21 protein-coding genes are annotated in these 23,389 nt (G+C 33.3%); 2 read left to right on the top strand and 19 right to left on the bottom strand.

All coding sequences use genetic code 11. The features are described 5' to 3' along the window. Positions 1 to 26: 26 nt before the first annotated feature. The 4 genes from lepA to gpr form a co-directional block, all read right to left on the bottom strand. A complete protein-coding gene (gene lepA, locus DES36_RS08285; RefSeq protein ID WP_113920756.1) occupies positions 27 to 1,838 on the bottom strand; it encodes a translation elongation factor 4 in 1,812 nt (603 codons plus the stop codon). A 306-nt stretch (positions 1,839 to 2,144) separates the two neighbouring features. Beyond that, positions 2,145 to 2,390: a hypothetical protein gene (locus tag DES36_RS08290; protein WP_113920757.1), complete on the bottom strand. Its 246-nt coding sequence runs from the start codon at positions 2,388 to 2,390 to the stop codon at positions 2,145 to 2,147. 12 nt (positions 2,391 to 2,402) lie between these two features. After that, positions 2,403 to 3,530, bottom strand: coding sequence for a stage II sporulation protein P (spoIIP, locus tag DES36_RS08295; protein WP_113920758.1), 1,128 nt, complete (start codon positions 3,528 to 3,530; stop codon positions 2,403 to 2,405). A gap of 66 nt (positions 3,531 to 3,596) precedes the next feature. Next, positions 3,597 to 4,562, bottom strand: coding sequence for a GPR endopeptidase (gene gpr, locus DES36_RS08300; protein WP_113920759.1), 966 nt, complete (start codon positions 4,560 to 4,562; stop codon positions 3,597 to 3,599). Positions 4,563 to 4,784: 222 nt separating this feature from the next. Between gpr and rpsT the strand changes: the two genes are divergently transcribed. After that, on the top strand, positions 4,785 to 5,045 hold the full coding sequence (rpsT, locus tag DES36_RS08305; RefSeq protein ID WP_113920760.1) for a 30S ribosomal protein S20: 261 nt from the start codon (positions 4,785 to 4,787) through the stop codon (positions 5,043 to 5,045). 341 nt (positions 5,046 to 5,386) lie between these two features. Here rpsT and holA read toward each other — a convergent pair whose 3' ends face one another. The 4 genes from holA to DES36_RS08325 form a co-directional block, all read right to left on the bottom strand. After that, the gene (holA, locus tag DES36_RS08310) at positions 5,387 to 6,412 is read right to left on the bottom strand and encodes a DNA polymerase III subunit delta (protein ID WP_113920761.1); all 1,026 of its coding nucleotides are present in this window, start codon (positions 6,410 to 6,412) and stop codon (positions 5,387 to 5,389) included. 11 nt (positions 6,413 to 6,423) lie between these two features. Beyond that, a complete protein-coding gene (locus DES36_RS08315) occupies positions 6,424 to 8,652 on the bottom strand; it encodes a DNA internalization-related competence protein ComEC/Rec2 (protein ID WP_207657437.1) in 2,229 nt (742 codons plus the stop codon). 290 nt (positions 8,653 to 8,942) lie between these two features. Beyond that, on the bottom strand, positions 8,943 to 9,659 hold the full coding sequence (locus tag DES36_RS08320; RefSeq protein ID WP_113920763.1) for an MBL fold metallo-hydrolase: 717 nt from the start codon (positions 9,657 to 9,659) through the stop codon (positions 8,943 to 8,945). A 261-nt stretch (positions 9,660 to 9,920) separates the two neighbouring features. Then, complete coding sequence (locus DES36_RS08325; protein WP_113920764.1) at positions 9,921 to 10,544, bottom strand: helix-hairpin-helix domain-containing protein; 624 nt, start codon at positions 10,542 to 10,544, stop codon at positions 9,921 to 9,923. Positions 10,545 to 10,710: 166 nt separating this feature from the next. Between DES36_RS08325 and DES36_RS08330 the strand changes: the two genes are divergently transcribed. Next, positions 10,711 to 12,018 carry a D-alanyl-D-alanine carboxypeptidase family protein gene (locus tag DES36_RS08330; RefSeq protein WP_113920765.1) on the top strand — a complete coding sequence of 436 codons (1,308 nt, stop codon included), beginning with the start codon at positions 10,711 to 10,713 and terminating at the stop codon, positions 12,016 to 12,018. A gap of 123 nt (positions 12,019 to 12,141) precedes the next feature. On the opposite strand, the gene DES36_RS08335 is transcribed toward DES36_RS08330, so the two are convergent. The 11 genes from DES36_RS08335 to DES36_RS08385 form a co-directional block, all read right to left on the bottom strand. After that, complete coding sequence (locus DES36_RS08335; RefSeq protein ID WP_170128242.1) at positions 12,142 to 12,993, bottom strand: histidinol-phosphatase; 852 nt, start codon at positions 12,991 to 12,993, stop codon at positions 12,142 to 12,144. A 287-nt stretch (positions 12,994 to 13,280) separates the two neighbouring features. Then, a complete protein-coding gene (locus tag DES36_RS08340; protein ID WP_113920767.1) occupies positions 13,281 to 13,898 on the bottom strand; it encodes a V-type ATP synthase subunit D in 618 nt (205 codons plus the stop codon). A gap of 10 nt (positions 13,899 to 13,908) precedes the next feature. Then, complete coding sequence (locus DES36_RS08345; protein ID WP_113920768.1) at positions 13,909 to 15,288, bottom strand: V-type ATP synthase subunit B; 1,380 nt, start codon at positions 15,286 to 15,288, stop codon at positions 13,909 to 13,911. A gap of 14 nt (positions 15,289 to 15,302) precedes the next feature. Beyond that, positions 15,303 to 17,069 carry a V-type ATP synthase subunit A gene (locus DES36_RS08350; RefSeq protein ID WP_113920769.1) on the bottom strand — a complete coding sequence of 589 codons (1,767 nt, stop codon included), beginning with the start codon at positions 17,067 to 17,069 and terminating at the stop codon, positions 15,303 to 15,305. 9 nt (positions 17,070 to 17,078) lie between these two features. Next, positions 17,079 to 17,678, bottom strand: coding sequence for a V-type ATP synthase subunit E (locus DES36_RS08355; RefSeq protein WP_113920770.1), 600 nt, complete (start codon positions 17,676 to 17,678; stop codon positions 17,079 to 17,081). 15 nt (positions 17,679 to 17,693) lie between these two features. Then, complete coding sequence (locus DES36_RS08360; protein WP_113920771.1) at positions 17,694 to 17,993, bottom strand: V-type ATP synthase subunit F; 300 nt, start codon at positions 17,991 to 17,993, stop codon at positions 17,694 to 17,696. 10 nt (positions 17,994 to 18,003) lie between these two features. After that, on the bottom strand, positions 18,004 to 18,420 hold the full coding sequence (locus DES36_RS08365) for an ATP synthase subunit C (RefSeq protein WP_113920781.1): 417 nt from the start codon (positions 18,418 to 18,420) through the stop codon (positions 18,004 to 18,006). Positions 18,421 to 18,442: 22 nt separating this feature from the next. Further along, positions 18,443 to 20,392: a V-type ATP synthase subunit I gene (locus tag DES36_RS08370; protein ID WP_113920772.1), complete on the bottom strand. Its 1,950-nt coding sequence runs from the start codon at positions 20,390 to 20,392 to the stop codon at positions 18,443 to 18,445. Next, positions 20,393 to 21,448 (bottom strand): V-type ATPase subunit, encoded by a 1,056-nt coding sequence (locus DES36_RS08375; protein WP_113920773.1) that lies wholly within the window; start codon positions 21,446 to 21,448, stop codon positions 20,393 to 20,395. 13 nt (positions 21,449 to 21,461) lie between these two features. Beyond that, complete coding sequence (locus DES36_RS08380) at positions 21,462 to 21,785, bottom strand: hypothetical protein (RefSeq protein ID WP_113920774.1); 324 nt, start codon at positions 21,783 to 21,785, stop codon at positions 21,462 to 21,464. Positions 21,786 to 21,976: 191 nt separating this feature from the next. Continuing rightward, the gene (locus DES36_RS08385; protein WP_242981736.1) at positions 21,977 to 23,194 is read right to left on the bottom strand and encodes a pyridoxal phosphate-dependent aminotransferase; all 1,218 of its coding nucleotides are present in this window, start codon (positions 23,192 to 23,194) and stop codon (positions 21,977 to 21,979) included. Positions 23,195 to 23,389: the final 195 nt, after the last annotated feature.

A 23,389-nucleotide genomic window follows, 5' to 3' on the forward strand; every position in this document is an offset into this window, starting at 1 on the left:
AGCTAGAGTGCCAAAGGCACTCCTTATCACTCATCATCTAACTTAAGAACTGCCATAAACGCTTCCTGTGGAACTTCTACGCTACCCACTTGACGCATTCTTTTCTTTCCTTCTTTTTGTTTTTCAAGAAGCTTTCTCTTTCGAGAAATATCTCCACCGTAACATTTTGACAAAACGTCTTTTCGCATGGCACGAATCGTTTCTCTTGCGATAACTTTCCCCCCGACTATTGCTTGTACAGGAATTTCAAACATCTGTCTTGGTATATTATCCTTTAGCTTTTCAGCTATGCCTCTGCCTCTAGTATAAGCTTTGCTGCGATGAACGATAAAGGACAATGCATCTACATTCTCTCCGTTTAGAAGAATATCTAATTTTACTAGATCACTTCGTCTATATTCCTTTATCTCGTAATCAAAAGAAGCGTATCCCTTTGTTCTAGATTTTAAAGCATCAAAAAAATCATAAATAATTTCATTTAAGGGCAGTTCATACTTTAATGATACTCGAGTTTCTTCAATATAATCCATAGTGATATACTCACCACGTCTTTGTTGGCATAATTCCATAATAACGCCAACATACTGAGTAGGCACTATAATATTTGCATTGACGATAGGTTCTTCCATATACTGTACTTCTGTGCTTGCTGGTAAGTTTGCAGGATTATCTACCTCAATTATCTCACCATCGGTTTTCTTTACTTTATAAATTACACTAGGAGCAGTGGTAATAATATCTAAATTGTACTCTCTTTCTAATCTCTCCTGAATGATTTCCATGTGGAGTAAACCTAAAAATCCACATCTAAAGCCAAACCCTAAGGCAATAGAAGTTTCTGGTTCAAACATCAAAGATGCATCATTTAATTGCAACTTTTCTAATGCCTCTTTTAAATCATTGTATTTTGATCCATCTGCAGGGTAGATGCCACTGTACACCATAGGGTGAATGGCTTTATACCCTGGCAAAGGTTCTTTAGCTGGATTCTTTGCATCGGTTATGGTATCCCCTACCCTCGTATCCGCTACATTTTTTATGCTCGCTGTTACATAACCTACATCTCCACTTGTCAATTCGTCTACTGGAAATAGAGAACCTACAAAAATACCTACTTCGTCTACTTCAAAGGTTTTATTTGTAGACATCATTTTCATTTTCATGCCTTTTTTAAGTTTTCCTTCAATAATTCGGATAGACGCAATTACCCCTCTATAGGAGTCATAATAAGAATCAAAAATCAAAGCTCTCAAAGGTTTTTCATCTTCATTTTTAGGTGCAGGAACCTTTTTTACAATAGCTTCTAGAACTTCTTCGATATTAATTCCATCTTTTGCAGAAATCATTGGAGCGTCTTGGGCTTCTATTCCGATAACGTCTTCAATTTCATGTTTAACTCTCTCAGGATCTGCACTAGGTAAATCGATTTTGTTGATGACAGGAATAATCTCTAGGTCATTTTCTAAGGCTAAATATACATTAGCCATGGTTTGAGCTTCAATTCCTTGAGCTGCATCAACAATAAGCAAAGCTCCTTCGCAGGCAGCTAAACTTCTAGACACCTCATAAGTAAAATCCACATGCCCTGGGGTATCAATTAAGTTTAAATAATATTCCTCTCCATCCTCTGCTCTGTAAACCAATCGGACAGCTTGAAGTTTAATGGTAATTCCTCGTTCTTTTTCTAAATCCATATTGTCGAGAACTTGATTAGACATTTCTCTTTGACTCAATAGACCTGTCTTTTCAATCAACCTGTCCGCTAAGGTAGACTTGCCATGATCAATATGAGCGATAATACTAAAATTTCTCGTTTTCTCTTGTTTTGATAAAGACATTGTTTTCCTCCATAAATAGTGTGAAATAAATCAATTTAAAAAATAGCGAATTAAGGTATTCTCCTTCTTTCGCGCTATTATATCATTGTAACCAGTAACTAACAATTCATTATACCAAAAATACATTAATGTTCAAACAAGAAAAGCACCTTCGCACATTAGTTGCTAGCAATTAGGGTATTCCTTTTGGGTCAAGATCCTTCGCTTGCGCTCAGGATGACTGGGACAGAAGCTAGGGTCAAAAGTAGCACTTTCCTGTTACACAAGAAAAAAAGAAAGCATTATGCCTTCTTTCTTTATTTACATTTATTTATTTTTAGGAATGAGATTTGTAATAGTATCTTTAATGGACTCAATAGTGGAGTTATCAATATATAAATTCTCACCCAATATATTGAGTTCAGTACCGTCTTTATGGATTTGATAAGTAATAACTTCTTTTGTTCCGTTTTCGACGATTTGATAATTACTGTAGTTTACTTCACGCACACCCATATAGAGCACACAAACTGTAAATAAAAAGAAAAAAAATACCTTCATCTTATGATTCATACACATTATCCTTTAATTGGTTTCCTTTTCGGTGATTACTTTTCCCAGTACATCTCCTAGATGAGATGCGGATACTTTTGCCTCTTCTAATGTGCTGAGATTACTGCCTATTTCAAAGAGCACCGCATTATCGGAGACAAATTGATTGTATTTTGCTTTGCTCCTTTTTACGCTTGGCCTAGTCAAGCTAGGGTACATCTCATTGAAAGTGCCATATACTTGATCTGAAAACTTAGCGTTATTAGCTGAGTTTTGATGGTTTAATCCTACCACCATCATAACTCTAGTAGAATTGACCCCATTAACTGCAGTAGCATATACTTCTTTATTTTTTTGATTTTCTGCTAATCCATCTCTATGTATATCAAAGACATACTTTATAGATGGATACTTCTGTAAGTTTTTTTTAATCGTCTCTAAAGAATTAGAATAAGATGAATTATAATCAGGGTGATCGTGAATCGTTGTGTCGAGTACTACTTGGACACCATATTTATCCTCTAATACTTTTTTGATCTCCTGACATACTGCTACCATATTATACCTTTCATCAAGAGATCTAGCATAACTTACGTAGTTAATCTTAGTCTTACTGCTAGAAGCATAACTTTCTGTAGTATGAGTAGCATACAAAAGCACTAATGGCTTATCCCCTGTATTATTCACTGCAACTGCTCCATCATTAAGAGGTTTTGATGATGTTAGATTGTAAATCTCTTCTTCTTCTTCTTCAGTAATTTCTACATCATCTACCTCATAGCTGTCCATAATGGGAATCTGACTGCTGATAAGTATCTTAGGATCGCTTATGTCTATTTGGGTCAAATCCTTAATTGCGTCTACTACTCCATAATCAACGGGATCCTTTTGATAAGGAATTACTTGTTGCAGTAAAAAGGTAAATAAATTTGATGATATCTTTTCATCTTCACACTTTTTTACGTTTTTTTCTTCTGTATTTTCTAAATCTTTTGATACGCCTTTTACTGTTGTTACATTTGCATCTACTTGCACTTCTTGTTTTCCCTTTATTAAATTGGTAATTAATAATCCTAATTGCAATACAATACTAATAAGCAAAATTGCTACGATAATCTTATAAGCTTTATTATTTGCTAGTAATTTATGCAAATTCTGCACCTCATTTTCTCCTCTATAGTAGCCTTATTTATCCTATTCAGTGAGAAAAACAAATATGTTACAAAGTTAATGAATATAAGAATTTATCTCTTCAATGTCCATATGAGGGTGCAATGCTAAATTAATACCATCAGCTATAATATTAGATAAATCAGCAATTTCTTGATCTACAAAATTTGGTGTCACGAACAGATTGCCAACATGAGGTCTCAACAAATCCTTTATTAAGAATTCTTTTTCTTCTTTGTCGATATCTGACAACATTTTATAGAACTCATGCCCACTAGATGTCTCATCCATCATTCTGTCTATTAACATATCAATTGTATCGTTTGCTATAGTAGCCGCATCTACTACAGTAGGAACGCCAATAGCAATAACAGGTACTCCTAGAGACTCTTTATTTAGTGCCTTTCTGCTATTATTCACCCCTGAGCCAGGTATTATACCAATATCTGTAATTTGAATGGTAGAGCAAATCCTCTCAATTTTTCTAGAAGTTAAGGCATCAATAGCAATGATTAAATCCGGTTTTACATTATTTATAACACCCCTAATGATTTCACTAGACTCGATTCCAGTAATCCCCAAAACACCTGGTGAAATAGCGCATACTTGTGACATTTCATGGCTAATAAGCTCTCTTGCTTCTTTAAATAGATGCTTTGTTATCATGAGTTTCGACACTACCTGTGGTCCAAGGGCATCGGGCGTAATATTCCAGTTTCCCAAGCCTACAACTAATGTAGTGAAGTTTTCATTTGTTTCAACTAAGATAAGCTCTTTTATTGCTTTAGCTAATAATTTAGACAACTCTATGGCTTCATCTTCAGTGTCCTTCATTTCTATAGTAATATAGTTGCCGATAGGTTTTCCCATGGCTTTCTCACCTTTAGGGTCGGTGATTTGAACTTTTGTATAAATTACATTCTTTAAAGACTCAACAACATCGACTTTAACTCCATCTTCTTTTATACCTCTTTGACTCAAATCTTCTTGATTTTCCAAAGCTAAGTCTGTTCTCATATTCATTGTTTTCACCTCTTAGAGTTATTTTTACAAATTCACAGTACAATATTACATTAAAATATTTGTAAGTTATTCCATTAGCAAGCTATTTGTTTGCTACATCATATGTCTGCTACAAAAGCTTCACTTTTGCTTGGTTCGTTGGTTCGCGCAAAAAAAGCTTGTCTTTTATGCTTTTTAATGGTAAAATATCAAATGTTATAAATTATGGAGGGTGGTGAAAACATGGCTAATATTAAATCTGCTAAGAAAAGAGCTAAAATCGCTGAAATCAGAACTTTAAGAAATAAAAGCATCAAAACGAGCATCAAAACTTCTCTAAAGAAATTTGAATCAGCAGTTGCTGCCAACGAAAAAGAATTAGCTTTAGAAAGCTTCAAATTTGCAGTTAAAAAACTTGACTCAGGCGTTGCAAAAGGCGTAGTACATCAAAATTCAGCAGCAAGAAAGAAAAGTTCTTTAGCTAGAAAATTGAACGCTATGTAAGTTTAAATAAATATTTCCCACTCGTGTCTAAAAAAGACTACTCCATAAGTAGTCTATTTTTTTTGCGTGAACTAACGAGCCAAGCGAAAGCGTAGCTTTCGCAGCATCCACATAGTGGAGCAAACAAATGGCTTGCCAATTTGTTTGTGGAATCATGTGGATGCGTAAATAAAAGCTTTAGCTTTTATTTGGCCAGTGGCACGACTTCAGAAATTTGCTTGTCAAATTTCTGAAGTGCACTTTCTATAATAAGAAGAAAAATACTCGCCAAAGGCAAGTTAATGCTTTTTTCAGCTTTCAGCTAAAGGTTTTCCCCGTCCAACGAACCAACCGACCAACCATTAAATCACTTTCATCAACAACATCTCCAAGGCCAATTTAGGATCGATTTGTCCACTTTTCATCTTTATGTCCATTTTTGCTGCATAATCGTAGATGGAAATGAGTCTTTCATAGGAAAATTTTTGAGCTTGGGTTAAGGCTTTTGTAACTACAAAGGATCTTTCTCCAATCATTTTAGAAATATCGTTGGTGGAATATCCTCTGCTTTGTAAAAACTTACATTGATAGATTAATCGAAATTGTCGTACAATCATAAATAATACTTTTATAGGAGGCTCTCCATCTTGGAACAAAATATTCATGAGCTTAAGCCCTTGTCCTACGGATTTGGTACCAATTAACTCTAACATTTTAAAAATATTCGTATCTATATTGACTTCAATAGATCCTTCTACATCCTGTATTTCTATAATCGTCTTCTCCCTCGTATACGCCAAAAGCTTTTTTATTTCGTTTTCAATATCACTTAAATTAGCCTTGCTGTCTTTATTTAAGTAATCAGAGGATTCGATAAACAGCTGCAAAGCACTTTCTCCAATAGACTTTCCCTCTAATTTAAATCTCTTTGCAATCCATTTGCTAAGATCTCTTTTGTCAAGCTTACTATATTCTACTAGTGCACCATGTTTTTCAATGACCTTGACCAATTTTCTCTTTTTATCAATCTTTTTAGATGTAAATATTAGATGACATCCCCCTGGAACTTGTCCTATATAATCGCATAATCTATCCACATCTTTTGTAGAAAAATTGGAAGTACCACTTAAAAGAGGGATCTCAGACACGACAACTAATCTAGTATCGTCCATAAAAGGAAGAGTTTCACATGCGTTAATAATTTCTTCTGTTGTGGCATTTTTGCCATCTATAGTATGAAAATTTAATTGCTCAAACTCTGGTTTTATAATTGCTTTTTTTAAATTGTCTAACATCATTTGAGAAAGTAAAAATTCTTCTCCATAAAATAAATACACTTTACTGATTTCTTTATTTTTGATATCTTTCATCAATTGTTTATAATCCAAAAGTATTTCTCCTACTCTATATATGTTCTTATACTTGTCCGATTTCCATGGATTTTCACTTCTATTGCACCGTGTAAATCTGTTCTAAGAATCTTAATGTTTTTTTCCTCTAATAAATTTATAGTTTCTTTATTAGGGTGATTAAAATGATTGTTTGCTCCTACGCTAATTATAGCATAAGTAGGACGGACCCTCTCTATAAATTCTTTACTTGTAGAAGTACTACTACCATGATGACCTATTTTAATGAAATCGCTTTTAAGATCATGTCCTTCTTGAAGAAGTACCTTTTCACCATTTGATTCTAAATCTCCCATGAAAAGAAAATTTTGATCTTTGTATGTTATTTTAATTACTACAGAGCTGTTATTTGCACCTATATATTGATGTAATGCATTAGGGTAAATAAATTCAATATATAATTCATTCCCCACCTTTATTGTAGTGTGATCACTTTGATTAATAGAAATACCATATGTACGGGCTAGGGATAGTAAATCATTGTAATCTTCTTCAAGGGGATTGATGATAAGGTGCTGAATCTTTATATCATCCATTATCTCCATTAATCCTAATACGTGATCACTGTGAGAGTGGGTGGCTACAACAGCATCTATTTCTCGAATATTTTTGCATAGAAGGACTTTTGCTAGCACCTCATCCCCTACTGGATAATTAATGCTACCTCCACCGTCAATAAGCATAGTAAACCCACTGGGACACTCAATTAAGGCTGAATCTCCTTGACCTACATCTAAAAAAGTAATAATCATAGGTTTTGGGTAAATATAGAATAGTAGCAATGCAAATATATTTACTCCCATAGCACAGGCAAGGAGGTTTCTATTCTTGTCTTTATAATGATAAAAATAACCTAATAGATAAAATATGAAAATATAATATAAGACAACAAGAGGCAAAGGCATAGGTGAAAGCTTAATTGCAGCAAAGGATAAGTCAGATAGTTTTGTTGAAAAACAAAAGATAAACTGTATCGATTCTTGTATAGGCAAAAGAAGTAAGGGAATGGTCACATGGAAGGCACTATATATAATGAATATGAATAAATACCCAATGATAATAAAACCTGATAACGGGACAATGATGAGATTAGCAATAACGGAAAGAAGGGACAAACTATTAAAGTGATAAAGAGTAATTGGCAAGGTCCCTATTTGAACAGATAGAGTCAAAATGAGCAAGGATTTTATATATTCTATTAGTTTTTCCTTTATTCTAAATTTATTGTTTAAATAAGGGTATATAATTCCTATAGATAATACGGCACTATAAGAGAGCTGAAATCCAACATTGTAAATTACGTATGGATTGTTTGCAATATAAATAGACGCTAATAAACATAACACATTTAACGAATCGTATTTCTTATTAATCGTCTGAGCAAACAAAGAAAAGAGAAACATAAAGCTTGCCCTCATAACTGGATCGTTGAAGCCCACCATAAAGCAATAAAAGTAAAGTAAAAGAGATACGATTATAAACTGCAACTTTTTATTTAATCTCAACGTATTGCATATCACACTAACAAATAAGTATACATATCCCACGTGCAATCCCGATACAGAAAGAATATGAGATACTCCTAGTACATTAAACTCTTCTTCAATTTCATCGTCGATAGATCTTTTCCCTAAGAGAAGCCCACTAATAAAGTCTCCTTGTACTAGGGAAAAGTTATTTTCAATATGCTTAAACATATCTTGACGAAACCTAGTAGCCATATTTTCAAAGGGAGTGAGGCTACGACCTGTAAAGGATATGGTATGGTTTAATGTGTACATAAGAACGTAAATATTTTTTCCTCGTAAATACTGATTATAATCAAAGCCTCCTGGATTTCTCTTTGACGATGGCTCTTTTATTTCAGCCTTACATTCAATAAGATCTCCATAAGAAAAATTGTGAGTATTTTCATAATTAAACACCTGAACTACTTCATCATATTCTCCTGATAATTGAAGTATAAATTGAACTTTATCCTCATCATATATAGGAAAGGAGATAATCCTTCCCAAATACGTTTGTGGAGTTTCATTCATATTTAAGGTTGTAGTCTTATTTGATATGATACTTATGCGGAAAAAGACCAGAAGAAAAAACAAAGAAGATAAAAAGAAAACTACTCGGTAAACTTTGTTTCTTATGAGCAAAAAAACAAGCAAAATAAAGGTACAAGAAATCAAAAAACTCATACCCATATTAAACACAATAATTGCCAAAATAGAGGCTACTAGGAAGAATAAAGGCAAACGCTTCACCGAAAACACCCTTTTTTGTTCTACGTTCTACGTTCTACGTTGTAAGTTGTAACAAGAAAGTGCCTTTGGCACTTTAGCCATCAGCTATCAGTGCCAGGGTCAAGTCTCACAGGTCAAACATTCAACTACACATAAAGATAGTTTGTATAATAGTTGAATTCAAAAGTAGAACTTTCCTAATATAGTACAAAGGTCACCGTAGGTGACAAAATGTTTTCACATAGAACATAGAACTTACATCTTAGAACTTATTAAATCTTATAAGTTTGCATAAGTTGGGTCATGACTAGAAGTCCGTCGTATTGATTAATGGTTTCAATAATGAATTCATCTATTCTGTATTTTGGATGAAAGTGAGTTAAGAGCAATTTTTTCACATTGCTTTCGTTTCCAAATTTGCACGCTTGCCTTGCCGACAAATGAGGCGGATTATTTTGTAAATCCCTTTCTAATACTCCAGACTCTATCAGCAGCACATGGGCATCTTTTGCGAAGTCAACGATTTTCTCATCGTACTGCATATCTCCAGTATAAACAAATTTCTTTCCTTCCACTTCAATACATATACCGAAATTTTGTAGTACATGTTGAAGCTCACAAAAACTTATAGATAAAGGCCCAATATTGAATTGTAAATGTTCCTCAATTGGATGGATATCATATGCATTCTTGTAATGAAGTCTTTCATATTCTTCTTTTGGATTGTTTGGTGCATAAACAGGTATCTTTCTACCTTTCTCTGAAAGTGTATATCGAAGTACAAACAAATCAGAAATATGGTCTGGATGCAAGTGAGACAATATTACCGCGTCTAACGCCTCTACATCACATACTTTTAAAAGATTACTCATTACTCCATTTCCGCAGTCTAGTAAAATCTTTGTATCTTCATGTTCAATTAAATACCCAGAACAAGCTCCACCAGCACTGGGATAAGGCCCATTATTTCCTAATATGGTTAGTTTCATTGTGTACACTCCTTTTTAATGTGGTCAGGTGGTCAGCAAATATGCGACTATCGTCGTAATGAACACTGAATAAGTAACAATGAATAAGTAACAATATTTGAAAAATCATATCATAAGGTCGCATATTTGTATTGTTCAATGTTCATTTTTTCATTGTTCATTATCATTGAGGTTTTTTCTTAGTTAAAAAGTTAGTCTTAGCAACTAACTATCGTTCGACTATTGTTATATGAAATGTTTTTACATACAATTAAGATAGAACTAGTAACATGTAATCTTGTCCTTAAATCCCTCAAAAGTAACATCCCCTATTCTCGGGACATTCTTAATGTCTTCTATTTTTTTAAATCCTTGGTTTTCTTCTCTATATTGAATAATAGCCTCTGCTGTAGCATCTCCTATTCTAGGCAATTCCATTAATTGTGTTTTGTCTGCTGTATTGATATTAATTTTTACCGCCGCTCCCCCTCCTGCTGAGTATTCTATAGTAGGATTACCTTGCGCTCCATTATCAGTTGAAGGGATTACAACCTTTTGTTGATCTTCTAAAATCATCGCTAAATTGACTTGTTCTACGTCAGCTTTTTCAGTAGGTCCTCCTGCCATTTCAATCGCCTCATACAGCCTTTGTCCATAGTCTAATTCAATAATACCAGGTTTTATTACTTCTCCGGAAATATGGACGATTATCGTCTTTGCTGTTTCTTCAGTAGGTTCTTCTGATTTTTCTACTTCTTTTTCAAGCACATCCATTTTACTATTTTCAATTGATGAATTTTTAAATATAGAAGAATAATAAATGAGTAATGACACAACAAAAAGGATAACTACAATAATCGTCAATTTATTATTTCTAATCCATTCCTTTAACTTAACTCTATCCATTTTATAATAAGACCACCTAAAATTCCATATTTTAGTAATATATCTTCAATATATCACAAAATTCACGACTTTAAGATATTTACCTTTAATTTTTTTTTGTTTTTGGTATAATGATATAAGTCAAACTACATAATCACATATCTGACAGATTATAAAGGAGGTTTTTATGGAAAAGAAAATACTAGCTCTTCTACTGATGTTCATCGTTACCATACAACCCATTACATATGCTAATACAGAACCAAATACCTTGTCTCCATCAGCCATCTTAATGGACGCTGAGACTGGACAAGTTTTATATGATAAAAACGCAAAGGAACGACTATATCCTGCAAGTATAACAAAAGTTCTTACTGCTATTATAGCTTTAGAGGAAAACGAAAATTTAAATGAAAAAGTTATTATAGGCAAAGATGTCCCCTACCAAATTGTAAGTAATAGTAGTGCCATTTACCTTCTTCCAGGAGAAGTAGTGACTTTAGAACAACTCATGTATGCCCTAATGGTTGAATCCGCAAATGACGCCGCTGTAGCTATTGCTGAACACACGGCTGGGTCTGTAGAAAATTTTGCAAAGCTGATGAATAACAAGGCAAAAGAATTAGGTGCTACAGATTCCCATTTTACCAATCCCCATGGCCTACATAGTGAAGACCACTATACAACAGCTTACGATATGGCCCTTATAATGAAAGAGGCTATTAAGGAACCTGTACTTCGCAAATTAATGACCACTTCAAATTACATTATTCCTGAAACAAATAAACAACAAACACGTTATTTATGGACAAAAAATAGATTGTATAAAAATGAAGACGATGAATTCTATAATGACAAAGTAATCGCATCAAAAACGGGTTTTACTACAGAAGCTAAAAACACATTAGTCAGTGCTGCTGAAAACAATGATATGAGCTTAATTACAGTAGTATTAGATGGGCAAAGTGCATCTACTTATTATGACACATCCGCATTATTTGATTATGGATTCGCCTCTTTTGAAACCTCTACTCTCATCAGAAAAGATGATTTTGTAAAAGAACAGGAAATAGAAAAAGGGAGTAATCCACTTCAAATTGTATCAAGAAGTACTGTAAAATATGTAAAGACTAAGGATAATAGCGATGAAATCAATGAGACCATTAAACTATCTCAGAATTTGCCTTCAACTATTTCTAAAGGTGAGGTCATTGGCAAGATCGAATATTCTGTGGGAAATGAAAAAGTTGGAGAAGCTCAATTAGTGGCTGGTAATGAAGTTTTAAGTAGTTCAGCCGTTCGGATACAAAAGTTAAAAGGCTCCATTATCTACCTTATACCTGCTCTTCTATTATTGTATATATTAGCTCGAATTTACGTTCATATTAGAAATACTCGAATAAGAAAGAGAAGAATCCGCAAAAAATACGGCATCACATATGGAAGTGTACCTCGTAGGAGAAGGTCTCAAAGAAGCCAGTATTATAGATACTAAAAAAGAACTGCTTAGCAGTTCTTTTTTAGTATCTGGTTGTAAGTTCTATGTTCTAAGTTCTATGTAAAAGCATTTGTCACCACAGGTGACTTAAGTTTCTACTTACAACTTAGAACTTACATCTTACAACTTAAACGGTTCCCAACCTTTATCCGTAAAAATCATGACTCTATCATAACCAATATCTTTTATCAACTGGTATACTTCTTCGTAATAAAAATCAATATCTTCTATTTTATGAGAATCTCCGTTGATGGTTATGTCTAGTCCATTTCTATACATTTGTTCAAGAATATCAATTGATGGGTAAAGCAAATCTTTACCGTATCTAGCGATTCCTCCAGTATTGACTTCTACAATACTCGTGCTGTCTTTGATTACAGATAAGACATCTTTAATAATGTCTTTATACCATTGTTCTTTTTCATTAAAAAAATAATTTTCATTATTGTTCTTTTTAATGATATCCATATGACCTATTATGGTTGGGTTATATTGGATAATCATATTTTTAAGGCTATTATAATAATGTCTTACTGCTTCTTGAATATTTCCATTAAAAAGATTTTCTACACCTTCTTCAAAAGCCTCCCGTGTATCATCAACGTAGCAAGACTCTCCTATTTCTCCAACATATAGGCAATGAACAGATCCAATATCGTAATCTAATTCCTCAATAAATGGTAATATTGGTGGATACCAACCAATACCATCAAAAAAATCGATTTCTAAGCCTGTATATATATGGATTTTTCCAGTGTATTTTTCTTTGATTCTATGAACCTCATCTAAATAAGTTTCTATTTGATCTTCTTCCATAGTCCATATCTCTTGGTTTGGTATATGTGCATGAGAAGATATGCCTAGATGTAGAATTCCTTTTTCAATAGCTGCTTGTACCATTTCTTCGATGGTATTCTTGCCATCACAAAAATTGTTATGAGTATGATAATTTGATATAAACCGTGTAGTCACAGTAATCCCCCTTATTAGAAAATCACAAAGTTATCAGATATTGTATTCTTTAACTGCTTTGCCTTTCACTATGAACAAGAAATATAATATCATAACTATCTTTACTGGAAAAGAGTTTTATAGTATGTTATATCGAATAAAAAAGTATTTTCTACTTAAATAATAGTTGGTTCATTGAACGGTTGGACGGGAAAACCTTTCCTCGCCAAAGCGAGATAAGAAATTAAAACCCCTCTATTTATCGCATATCAGCTTGCTTAAAGCAAAAAGAAGCGCATTTAGCGCTCCTAGTCTTGCTTTTTCTTTACTATTTTTAGTCTAAAGAAATCTTCTCTTTCCTTTTCTTCTAGAGTCTCTTCTATAAACTTTATATTTGCATTTAGTTTAGGGATTTGTATTTTATCTAGTGCATTGGCTCTTTTTTGGGTTTTCCTAATCTCTAGGGATAATTTATAAGCAGAAGTCTCTAATTGAGCAAGTTGATAAGATAAGTATTTTACTTCCTTTAACTTGATTATAGCTAAATCTAAAGAGGGATTGCTATTATAAAATCCGTACTGAGGTTTGATTTTATCTTTTGTGACGTAGATAATCTCAGGGATCTCTACGCCCATAACGCTTTTAAAGCGAATTTGATAATCATCTTCCTTTTCTACTGCAACCATTACCTCTTCTAGATTAAAGACGCCCATAGTAATGCTAGCTTGTTTTAGGGCCTTGTAAGCTTCTGCAAAATTTTTTTCAATCTTCTTTTCTATGGTTTTTGCCGATTCTACGAGAGTCATCATCTCCTGGATTAGTACTGTTCTCTTTTTGTCCAGTAAATCAAAACCCTTTTTGGAAAAACGTAAGGCACTTTCGGCTTTCATTAAATTTGCTTTTGTTGGTGTTATCTTGTTTGCCATGTAATCACCATCAATCTTTTTTTACATAATATTTCTCGATTAAATCTGGATCTAATCGATTTAGTTCCTCTTTAGGCAGAATTCTTAAAATTTCCCAACCTAAGTCTAATGTAGCATTAATATCTCTGTTTTGAGTGAAACCTTGGGTGACAAATCGGCTCTCAAATGCCCTACCAAATTCCATATACTTTCGATCTACTTCTCCTAAATCATCTTCTCCGATAATCTGAGCTAAAGCTCTAACATCTTGAACTCTAGAATAAGAAGAAAACAATTGATTGGCTAAATCAGGATGGTCTTCCCTAGTGTACCCTTTTCCAATACCGTCCTTCATAAGTCTAGACAAAGATGGCAGAACATTAATAGGTGGGTACACATTATTTTGAAATAGCTCTCTACCCATTACGATTTGACCTTCTGTTATGTATCCAGTTAAATCAGGAATTGGATGAGTAATATCATCATTAGGCATCGTTAAGATTGGTAAAAAGGTAATAGACCCTGGTTTGTCTTTAATCATTCCGGCTCTTTCATACAAAGACGCTAGATCCGAATATAAATATCCTGGATATCCTTTTCTACTTGGCACTTCTTCTTTTGCAGAGGAGACTTCTCGCAAGGCTTCACAATAGCTTGTAATATCGCTCATTACTACTAGTATTTGCATCCCTTCTTCAAAAGCTAAGTACTCTGCTGCAGATAAGGCACAGCGTGGCGTGTTAATTCTCTCAGCAATAGGATCATTGGCATAATTAATAAACATAGCGACTCTGTCCATTGCATTGGCCTCCACAAGACTTCTTTTAAAGAAATCTGCATCATCGTGTTTTACACCAATGGCTGCAAAGATGATAGCAAAGTCTTCATTAGATTCCTCTCCAAGTTTGGCCTGCCTTACAATCTGAATCGCTAATTCATTATGAGGCATACCATTACCAGAAAATATTGGCAATTTTTGACCACGAATTAAAGTCATCAACGCATCTATACTCGAAATTCCCGTTTGAATGAAGTTCCTAGGATATTTTCTTGCTACAGGATTAATGGGTCTTCCATTGATATTGTATTTCTTTCGGCTGTAAATCTCACCACCAAGATCCATAGGACGACCTAAACCGTCAAAAGTTCTCCCAAGAATATCTCTAGAAAGGGGCAATTCAAAAGCTTCCTTTAGAAAACTCACTGAGGCATTGCTCGTGGATAAACCAGAAGTATTTTCAAATACTTGAATAACTACTTTATCTTCTTCGATTCGAATAACCTTGCCTTTTTTTACCGCTCCGTCTCCAGCCATAATGTCGACGACTTCTCCATAAGAAACATCTGTAACATTTGACATTTCAATAAGTGGCCCGATTACCTTATCGATCCTTAAATACTCTTTTTTCATCATATCACCTCTAATTATTCAAGATACTGTTTCATCAAATCGCCGAAGTATTTGTCGATTAAATCTTGAATTTCATCGATTTTTGATAAGTCGTCATTGGGAACAGTGTACTTCATTTTAATAATCTCATCAAATATGCTTTGATTTTTTATTTGTGAGATTGGAATGTTTAAGCTTACTGTTGCTTTTGCTTTTTCATATAAATAATCAATTATCTCTAGCATGCGATACTGTTTGTTTAACGGTACATAAGTATCATTTTCATTAAAAGCATTTTGTTGTAAGAACCCTATCTTGATTAGTTTTGCGATTTCTAAAATAAGCCTTTGATCATCTGGCAATACATCTTCGCCTACAAGCATTACGATTTCTTGCAGTTTATTCTCATTATACAATAATTCTAACATCTTATTGCGAAGTTGGATGCTGCCCTCTGCTAATTCGCTTTCATACCAAGGCTTTAACATTTTAATATAACCGCTATAACTCTCTAACCAGTTTATTGCAGGATAATGCCTTGAATAAGCTAGTTCTTTATCTAAAGCCAAAAATACATTTACAAATCGTTTTGTATTTTCTGTAACGGGCTCGGAGAAATCCCCTCCAGCTGGAGATACGGCACCGATAATCGTAACAGAACCTTCTTTGCCACTAAATGATTCTACATATCCAGCTCTTTCATAAAATTCAGCAATTCGAGATGGTAAATAAGCTGGATATCCTTCTTCAGCAGGCATTTCTTCTAATCTACCAGATATTTCTCTTAGTGCTTCAGCCCATCTAGAAGTGGAGTCAGCCATTATGGCCACATCATAGCCCATATCTCTAAAATATTCTGCCATAGTGATTCCAGTATAAATGCTGGCCTCTCTAGCGGCTACTGGCATATTTGATGTATTGGCTATTAGTACGGTTCTCTCCATAAGAGATTTATTTGTTTTAGGATCAATTAGTTTTGGGAAATCCTCAAGTACCTCTGTCATCTCATTCCCACGTTCTCCACAGCCAATGTAGACGATGATATCTGCATCAGACCATTTTGCAAGTTGATGTTGGGTCATTGTCTTTCCTGTACCGAAACCACCTGGAATAGCACATGTGCCACCTTTTGCTATCGGGAAAAACATATCTAATACCCTTTGCCCAGTAATGAGTACTTTTTCAATTTCTTTTCGTTCTTTTACTGGCCTTGGCATTCGAACTGGCCACTCATGGTACATTTTTAATTCTATCTCTTCTTGTTCATCCTCTAACCGGGCCAATACTTCTTCAATATTGTACTTTCCATCTTGAACAATGGACTTTACAGTACCTTTTTTTCCTGGAGGCACTAATAACTTATGACTTATTAAGGAAGTCTCTTGGACTTCTCCAAAAACTTGCCCAGGTGAAAGTATATCTCCTACTTTAACAAATAATTTAACATCCCATAATTTATTCTCATCAATAGAAATTAGGCCTATGCCCTCTGGAATAAAATCTTTATTGATTCTATCAATCTCCTGAAGAGGTCTTTGAATACCGTCAAACATATTCCCCAGCATTCCAGGACCTAATTTAACCGAAAGAGGCTTTCCTGTAGAAATAATTTCTTCTCCTATTTTAAGCCCTTCTGTTTCTTCATAGACTTGGATCGTCCCTAAATCACCATCTAGGATAATGACTTCACCAATTAGTTTTTTACTTCCCACCATGACCATTTCACGCATTTTGAACCGGGACATATTTTTCCCTCTAATGACCGGTCCATTGATCATATTAATGATTCCATTATTACTCATCCATTTCACCTACTCTTCAAGTGCTTCGTAAAGTCTAATGCCGATTTCATTTTTCCATTCATTCACTTTTCTCAGTATTGTTTGATCGACTCTCTCATTGGTTGAAATAGACTCAATGATAAAACCACCAATGTTTTCATCGCCTATAGTGAGAATTTCAGCATTTGGATACTTGACTTTGATTTTGCTTTCAAATTTCTTTACATCTCTTTCCACAAGAAATATTTTTACTCTAGATTGGAGTAAAAAATCTTCAGAATCTTCTAATAATTTATCTATGTATGAAATATATTCATGATCATTTACATAGTCATTAAAAGATTGAAGGATTTCACCATTGAGCTGAGAAAGTAAATTCCCTTTTAAATTCAAAATACTGTTCTTAGCTTCGATTTTAGCTGATGAAATGATTTTTTGAGACTCTATTTCTGTTTTTATAAGAGTCTTTTCAATCACAGAATTGTACTTATCTTCAAGTTCTCTTTGTTTGGCTTCTAAAGCAAGCATATTTTTTTCTTCTATATCTTTAATCATATTATTAGAATTTTTCACTTGCTTGTCATAAACGTATTTCGAAAAAGCTCGTATTTTGTCTTCTACAGTGATCACTTAATCTACCCCCTATTAGAGCCCTATAGACTCTTTGATATAGCTTGTAATTTTTTCTTTATCATTAGCATAACCGTGGCGATCCGGAATGACTGTAATTAAAGGCATCTTCCTAGTGGTTTTTGTTTTAATAACTTCTTCTTTTATTTCATGGTAGATTTTTTCTGTAAGAAATATAATGCCATATTCTTCAGAAATGGCAGTTTTATACGCTTTTAATATATCGTCACCTTTTTGAAGATACACACCATCTATGCCAACTAATTTTAGGCCTATATAGGTGTCCCGATTATCACTGAGCAAAAATGACTTCATGGTCAATCACCTACAGTGCTCCTAAAATCATAATAGAAATAACCAAACCGTAAATTGCAATACCTTCTGCAAGGCCTACATAAATCAATGTTTTACCTAGCATCTTTTCATCTTCTGATACTGCGCCTAATGCTGCAGAACCTACATTACCAACGGCTACGCCGCAACCAAGACATGCTAATCCTGTAGATAAGGCTGCTCCAAGATACCCCATACCAGCACTACTATTACCAACTTCAGCTGCTCTTACCATATCTGGCACTAAAAGAATAACAGCCATAAACATCGCAGGGATAAAAGCTGAAAGGTTAAATTTTAACAAAGCTTTAATCTTTGTATTTTCATTGTAGCCCTTCTTTAAAAAATAAACCCCAGCTGCAATCGTTGAGAAAACAATAAAAATAACACTGTACATAATAAAATTCATCATTTTAAATTCCTCCTATTTTTTACAATTTCGTAACCTTGAATTCTTCTCCACCACCAACAAAATATTTACTGAATAATTCATAATATTCTAATCTAAGTACTTGTATGGCGACAATAACACCTTCTAAAACGATAATGAAAATATTACCTAATATATAGATTAAAGTACTACCCACTCCACTATTGACCATATGTGCGAGGGATTCAAAAGCTAAAAATAATCCTACATGATTTAAAGCAAATGCTCCTACTCGTATAAAGGAGAGGGTATTGCTAAAAATACTCAGTAATACTTCAAAAACATCAAAAAAGCTTTCTACAAAGAAATTTGTATCTAATTTATGCCTTTGCTCTTTTCTCTTATGAGAGAGTTTGTCGATAATTGGCTCTTTCATAAACAGTATTACAATGGCAATAATAATCATTGTACCTAGCACACCTACAGAAAGTAGCCTGTTTCCTGTAAATAAAGCAAGAACAACTAAGATAATGCAAAAATACAATACAAAGCCTGTCAATCCATTTTTGCCCAACAAAGAGTTATAATAGTCTTTCATCTTATACTGATTGATAATCCCGTAAATATAACCTATAGCAATCATGACTATACCTATGCCAATAGCGATGAGCAAAAGAGTAGTGATATTATCAAAAGGCTTTAACCACAAAGCTGGAATAATGGTCTCAAATCCAAAGACACTCCCATACATTAAACCGAAAAACATGGAGCTTATTCCAAGCCTTGATAAAATTGCACCTAAGCTTATACCCTTCCACTTTAAAAGAAAACCTACTATAAAAAACACAAAACCCTGACCTAGGTCTCCAAACATAAATCCATATAAAAATAGATAGGTTATGCTCAGAAATGGCGTAGGGTCTACTTCATTATAATTTGGAACTCCATACATTTTTATAAGGGATTCAAATGGTTTAAATAACCAGTTATTTCGTAGTTTTGTAGGCGGTTTTATACTCGGATCTTTATGATCATCATTAAACATAATGACAATTCCTTCGTATTTTGAAAGGGCTTCTGTAATTTGTTTTTTCAACCTTTTTGGAATCCATCCAGAAAAGAAGAAGTGCTTCGTGCTAAAAGCCATATTGTTTTTTACAGTATTGATTGTGTCGTACAGGTGCAAAACATTATAAGCATAATTACTTTGGTCTTTATATTTTGCTTTTAGTGTATTCACTTCACTTTCAAGTGCATCCATCTTAGCAGCAAATTTTTCCTTCTTACTTTTTAGCCATTTCACAATATTTAATGGAGTATCTTTATAGACATCTTTAAATCCTTCTAGTTTATTAAAGTTTAAAGATTTTAATATTCTTTTCGTCTCACGTTCTAGATCCCATGGAGAAATGACTAAATACACTTCATTATCTTCTATGCTTCCCACATGAACTACAATTGCAGTAATATTGCCATAATTGTTCTTTAATCTTTGAACATTTTCTTTTGTCAATGTACCTACTATGTAGTTAAAGTTTTTTAAATTATTTAATTTTTCCATCTCTACATTTGCAGATGATAAAAATTCATAAGCCTTTATGCTCTTATTAATTTTCTCAATATCATTCTGTAAAATTTTTAATATTGCATATTTTTCATGAACCTGATTGTAGATGTCATTAACGGATTTTATAACACTTGGTAAGTCAATGTCCTTTTTGAGAATTTGTGGATCTACTACATATTCATCTCCAAATATTTGGTTTAATAATTTAATCTTCGCTTCAAATCTTTCGGTTTTGGCATTTTTCAAACCTGATTCTGCTTCTGAAAAACCCAATAGCTCTACTATATTGTGTTCAGTTACATCAATACTAAATCGAAAATTTTCAATTTCATTATAAGCATCTACAATTTGCACATTTTCAAAAAATAATAAATCTTTTATCACATCATTGACATACTCATTTTTGCCGATTACGTTCATCATAATCAGTTTTTCAACAGCCACTTATTCCACCACCTCTATTGTTCTAATTAAATATTTTGATATTTCCTCAACGGGCATCTTATACCTTTTGCTTTCAATGACGGAAATAATGTCTTTTATTTGGAAATCTACTAATTCAATGAATGCAGTTACTTTCCCAAAGTTCAAAATGGAGCTATTCAATAAACTCAAAGATTTTCCATATAAGTAATGATCAATCCTTCTTTCCATAAATAAATCAAGATTATTTTTACAGTCAAACAAAAACTCATAAGGCGTATTCCTAAACTGACCTGCTAAATCATTCACATCAAATTTGTAGACTACATCCTTCAATTTGTTATAGTTATATAAATATCCGTAATCAAGAACAAAATTTAGTATTTCTTCTTTAGACATATCAAAGTACTTTAATCCTCGATAAATCCACTCTAAATTATAAAGATCTACTCTGCGCCTTAATATTTCTGTAGATTTTTTATCTTTATCTCCTAACAATTTCTGAGATTTTTGGATTAATTGATGATAATAGTACTTATCGAGCATCATCTCCACATAAAAATTAAATTTTTCATCTTCACTTTGAGCATATGGTAATATAAGCCGATAGTATTTTGTATCTTTTATTTCTTCTAATACGTCTAATACCGAATCTTTTTGTAGTAATTTTATAAAATTAATATTTGAATGTTTTCCAAAAGTGAAAAAATGTTCTTCTATTGCCTCTTTTTTCTTCCTACCTCGAACAAATTCGAATACCAATTTCAAATTTTCAATCTCATAGCGAAGCATATAAGTTTGAATTAAATCTCTATAGTCCTGATTTAAATAGAGAAATAATTTTTCAACAACTGTGATTTTGTACTTGTATAGCCTTTTTTCAAAGTCGTTTCTATGAATTTTTCTGCCTTGTAAATCCCAAAGCACTTCTCGAAAAGATGTATTGTCGTTTAAGTAATCAAATATCTCTTGAACGCTATGAAGATTCATAATATTGATGAAATCTTCTCGTGATAATAGTTTCGCTTTTATTGCGCTAATTTTCGTATTTACTGTGCTAAAATTCATGCTACTCATCTCATGCACACCTTTAATTAATTTCTATAATTTCATTAAATATCTGCTTTTTAAGCACATCTTTGATTGCTGCGTACTTGCTTTGAATGTTTTGCTTCTGTTGTTGGGATTCCGTACTTATGGCTTTTGCCATGTCATGAGCTTGTGCAATGTTCTTTTGCACTTCTCTTTCTAATTTAGTGTTTGAGTTGCTGTTTAACTGTTCGTCTAGATTTTTTATTTCGTCATTCAAAAGAGCTTCTTTTTCACTTATCGTTTGTTCTGTGCGATTTTGTAGGTCTATTGCCCTGTTGTCAATCTCTATGATTTTTCTCAAGACAAACTCTAATTCATCCAAAAATATCACTTCCTCTCAAATCTACCACTTATTATACTCCTCTATTTTTAAAGGTCAAATATTTTATCAAAACAAAAAAACCCTAAGATTCTTACTATTCCTTGAGTTTTTTTATTTTAATATGGATTTTATAATATCTTAACCTAAATTTAACCATAAAGTCAAATTTAACCATAAAGTGAAATTGTTAACTATTCTTGATAATATGTCTTTAAAAAATCTTCTAATCGATCTAGAGCGATCTTGCAGTCATTTACAGTAGGTAAAGTGACAATTCTAAAATGATCCGGTGCTTTCCAATTAAAACCTGTTCCTTGAACAATTAAAATCTTCTTACTTTTTAATAGGTCTAATGCAAACTGCATGTCATCGTGAATATGAAACTTTTCCGCATCGATTTTAGCAAAAATGTAAAAGGCTCCTTTCGGTTTTACACAGCTTAGACCGTCAATACTATTAATTCTGTTATGCACGTATTCCCTTTGTTCATATAATCTTCCACCAGGTTTAATAAGTTCTATTAAACTTTGGTAACCACCTAAAGCCGTCTGTATTGCGTATTGTGCAGGAACATTAGAACAAAGTCGCATAGAGGACAGCATATCAATACCTTCTATGTAATCTTTTGCATCTTCTTTATTTCCCGTTAAAACCATCCATCCAACACGGTAGCCTGCGATTCTATGAGATTTGGATAGTCCATTAAATGAGATGCATAATACATCGTGGACTAAACTAGCCATCGGAATGTGAACTACATCATCGTAAAGTATTTGATCATATATTTCATCTGCAAAGACAATCAAATCGTGTTCATGAGCCAATTTTGCAATTTCTTCTAATATTTCCCTTGAGTAAACCGCACCTGTAGGATTATTAGGGTTAATAATTACAATACCTTTTGTGTTTTCATTAATCTTTGATTTAATATCTTCTAAATCTGGATACCAATCAGATTCCTCATCACATATATAGTGAACAGGTTTACCCCCAGCTAGATTTATAGACCCAGTCCATAATGGATAGTCTGGTGCAGGTACAAGTATTTCATCTCCATTATCTAAGAGAGCCTGCATAGACAAGGTAATAAGCTCACTGACTCCATTTCCAATGTAAATACTGTCTATTGTTACATCCATTACCCCTTTAGTCTGATAATTCTGCATAATTGCTTTTCTAGCAGGAAAGATTCCCTTAGAATCACAGTAACCTTCTGCACTTCTTAAATTCATTGCAACATCATGCACGATTTCATCGGGAGCAAATATATCGAATGGAGCAGGATTGCCGATGTTTAATTTAATAATATTCTCGCCGTTTCGTTCCATTAAATTGGCTTGATCCATAACAGGACCTCGAATATCATAACACACATTATCCAGTTTTTTTGACTTGTTAAACTTTCTCACTCACCATCATCTCATTCCTCATATTAATTAATTTACTATTATATCAAAAATGTAGAAAAAAAACAGAGCAAATAAATATGTATACAAAGTTCTAGGTTCTAAGTTCTAAGTTCTAAGTTCTAAGTTCTAAGTTCTAAGTTCTAAGTTCTAAGTTCTAAGTTCTAAGTTCTAAGTTCTAAGTTCTAAGTTCTAAGT

Origin of the sequence: Alkalibaculum bacchi (genome assembly GCF_003317055.1) — a bacterium.
Lineage (GTDB): Bacteria > Bacillota > Clostridia > Eubacteriales > Alkalibacteraceae > Alkalibaculum > Alkalibaculum bacchi.

What these genes read in the sequence shown, in the direction of transcription:
- DES36_RS08340 (WP_113920767.1), bottom strand. Translation starts at nt 13,898, where the DNA reads ATGGCAAACAAGATAACACCAACAAAAGCAAATTTAATGAAAGCCGAA.
- DES36_RS08360 (WP_113920771.1), bottom strand. Translation starts at nt 17,993, where the DNA reads ATGAAGTCATTTTTGCTCAGTGATAATCGGGACACCTATATAGGCCTA.
- DES36_RS08375 (WP_113920773.1), bottom strand. Translation starts at nt 21,448, where the DNA reads ATGAGTAGCATGAATTTTAGCACAGTAAATACGAAAATTAGCGCAATA.
- DES36_RS08290 (WP_113920757.1), bottom strand. Translation starts at nt 2,390, where the DNA reads ATGAATCATAAGATGAAGGTATTTTTTTTCTTTTTATTTACAGTTTGT.
- DES36_RS08350 (WP_113920769.1), bottom strand. Translation starts at nt 17,069, where the DNA reads ATGAGTAATAATGGAATCATTAATATGATCAATGGACCGGTCATTAGA.
- DES36_RS08325 (WP_113920764.1), bottom strand. Translation starts at nt 10,544, where the DNA reads ATGGATAGAGTTAAGTTAAAGGAATGGATTAGAAATAATAAATTGACG.
- DES36_RS08320 (WP_113920763.1), bottom strand. Translation starts at nt 9,659, where the DNA reads ATGAAACTAACCATATTAGGAAATAATGGGCCTTATCCCAGTGCTGGT.
- DES36_RS08365 (WP_113920781.1), bottom strand. Translation starts at nt 18,420, where the DNA reads ATGAATTTTATTATGTACAGTGTTATTTTTATTGTTTTCTCAACGATT.
- gpr (WP_113920759.1), bottom strand. Translation starts at nt 4,562, where the DNA reads ATGAATATGAGAACAGACTTAGCTTTGGAAAATCAAGAAGATTTGAGT.
- DES36_RS08330 (WP_113920765.1), top strand. Translation starts at nt 10,711, where the DNA reads ATGGAAAAGAAAATACTAGCTCTTCTACTGATGTTCATCGTTACCATA.
- rpsT (WP_113920760.1), top strand. Translation starts at nt 4,785, where the DNA reads ATGGCTAATATTAAATCTGCTAAGAAAAGAGCTAAAATCGCTGAAATC.
- DES36_RS08345 (WP_113920768.1), bottom strand. Translation starts at nt 15,288, where the DNA reads ATGAAAAAAGAGTATTTAAGGATCGATAAGGTAATCGGGCCACTTATT.
- lepA (WP_113920756.1), bottom strand. Translation starts at nt 1,838, where the DNA reads ATGTCTTTATCAAAACAAGAGAAAACGAGAAATTTTAGTATTATCGCT.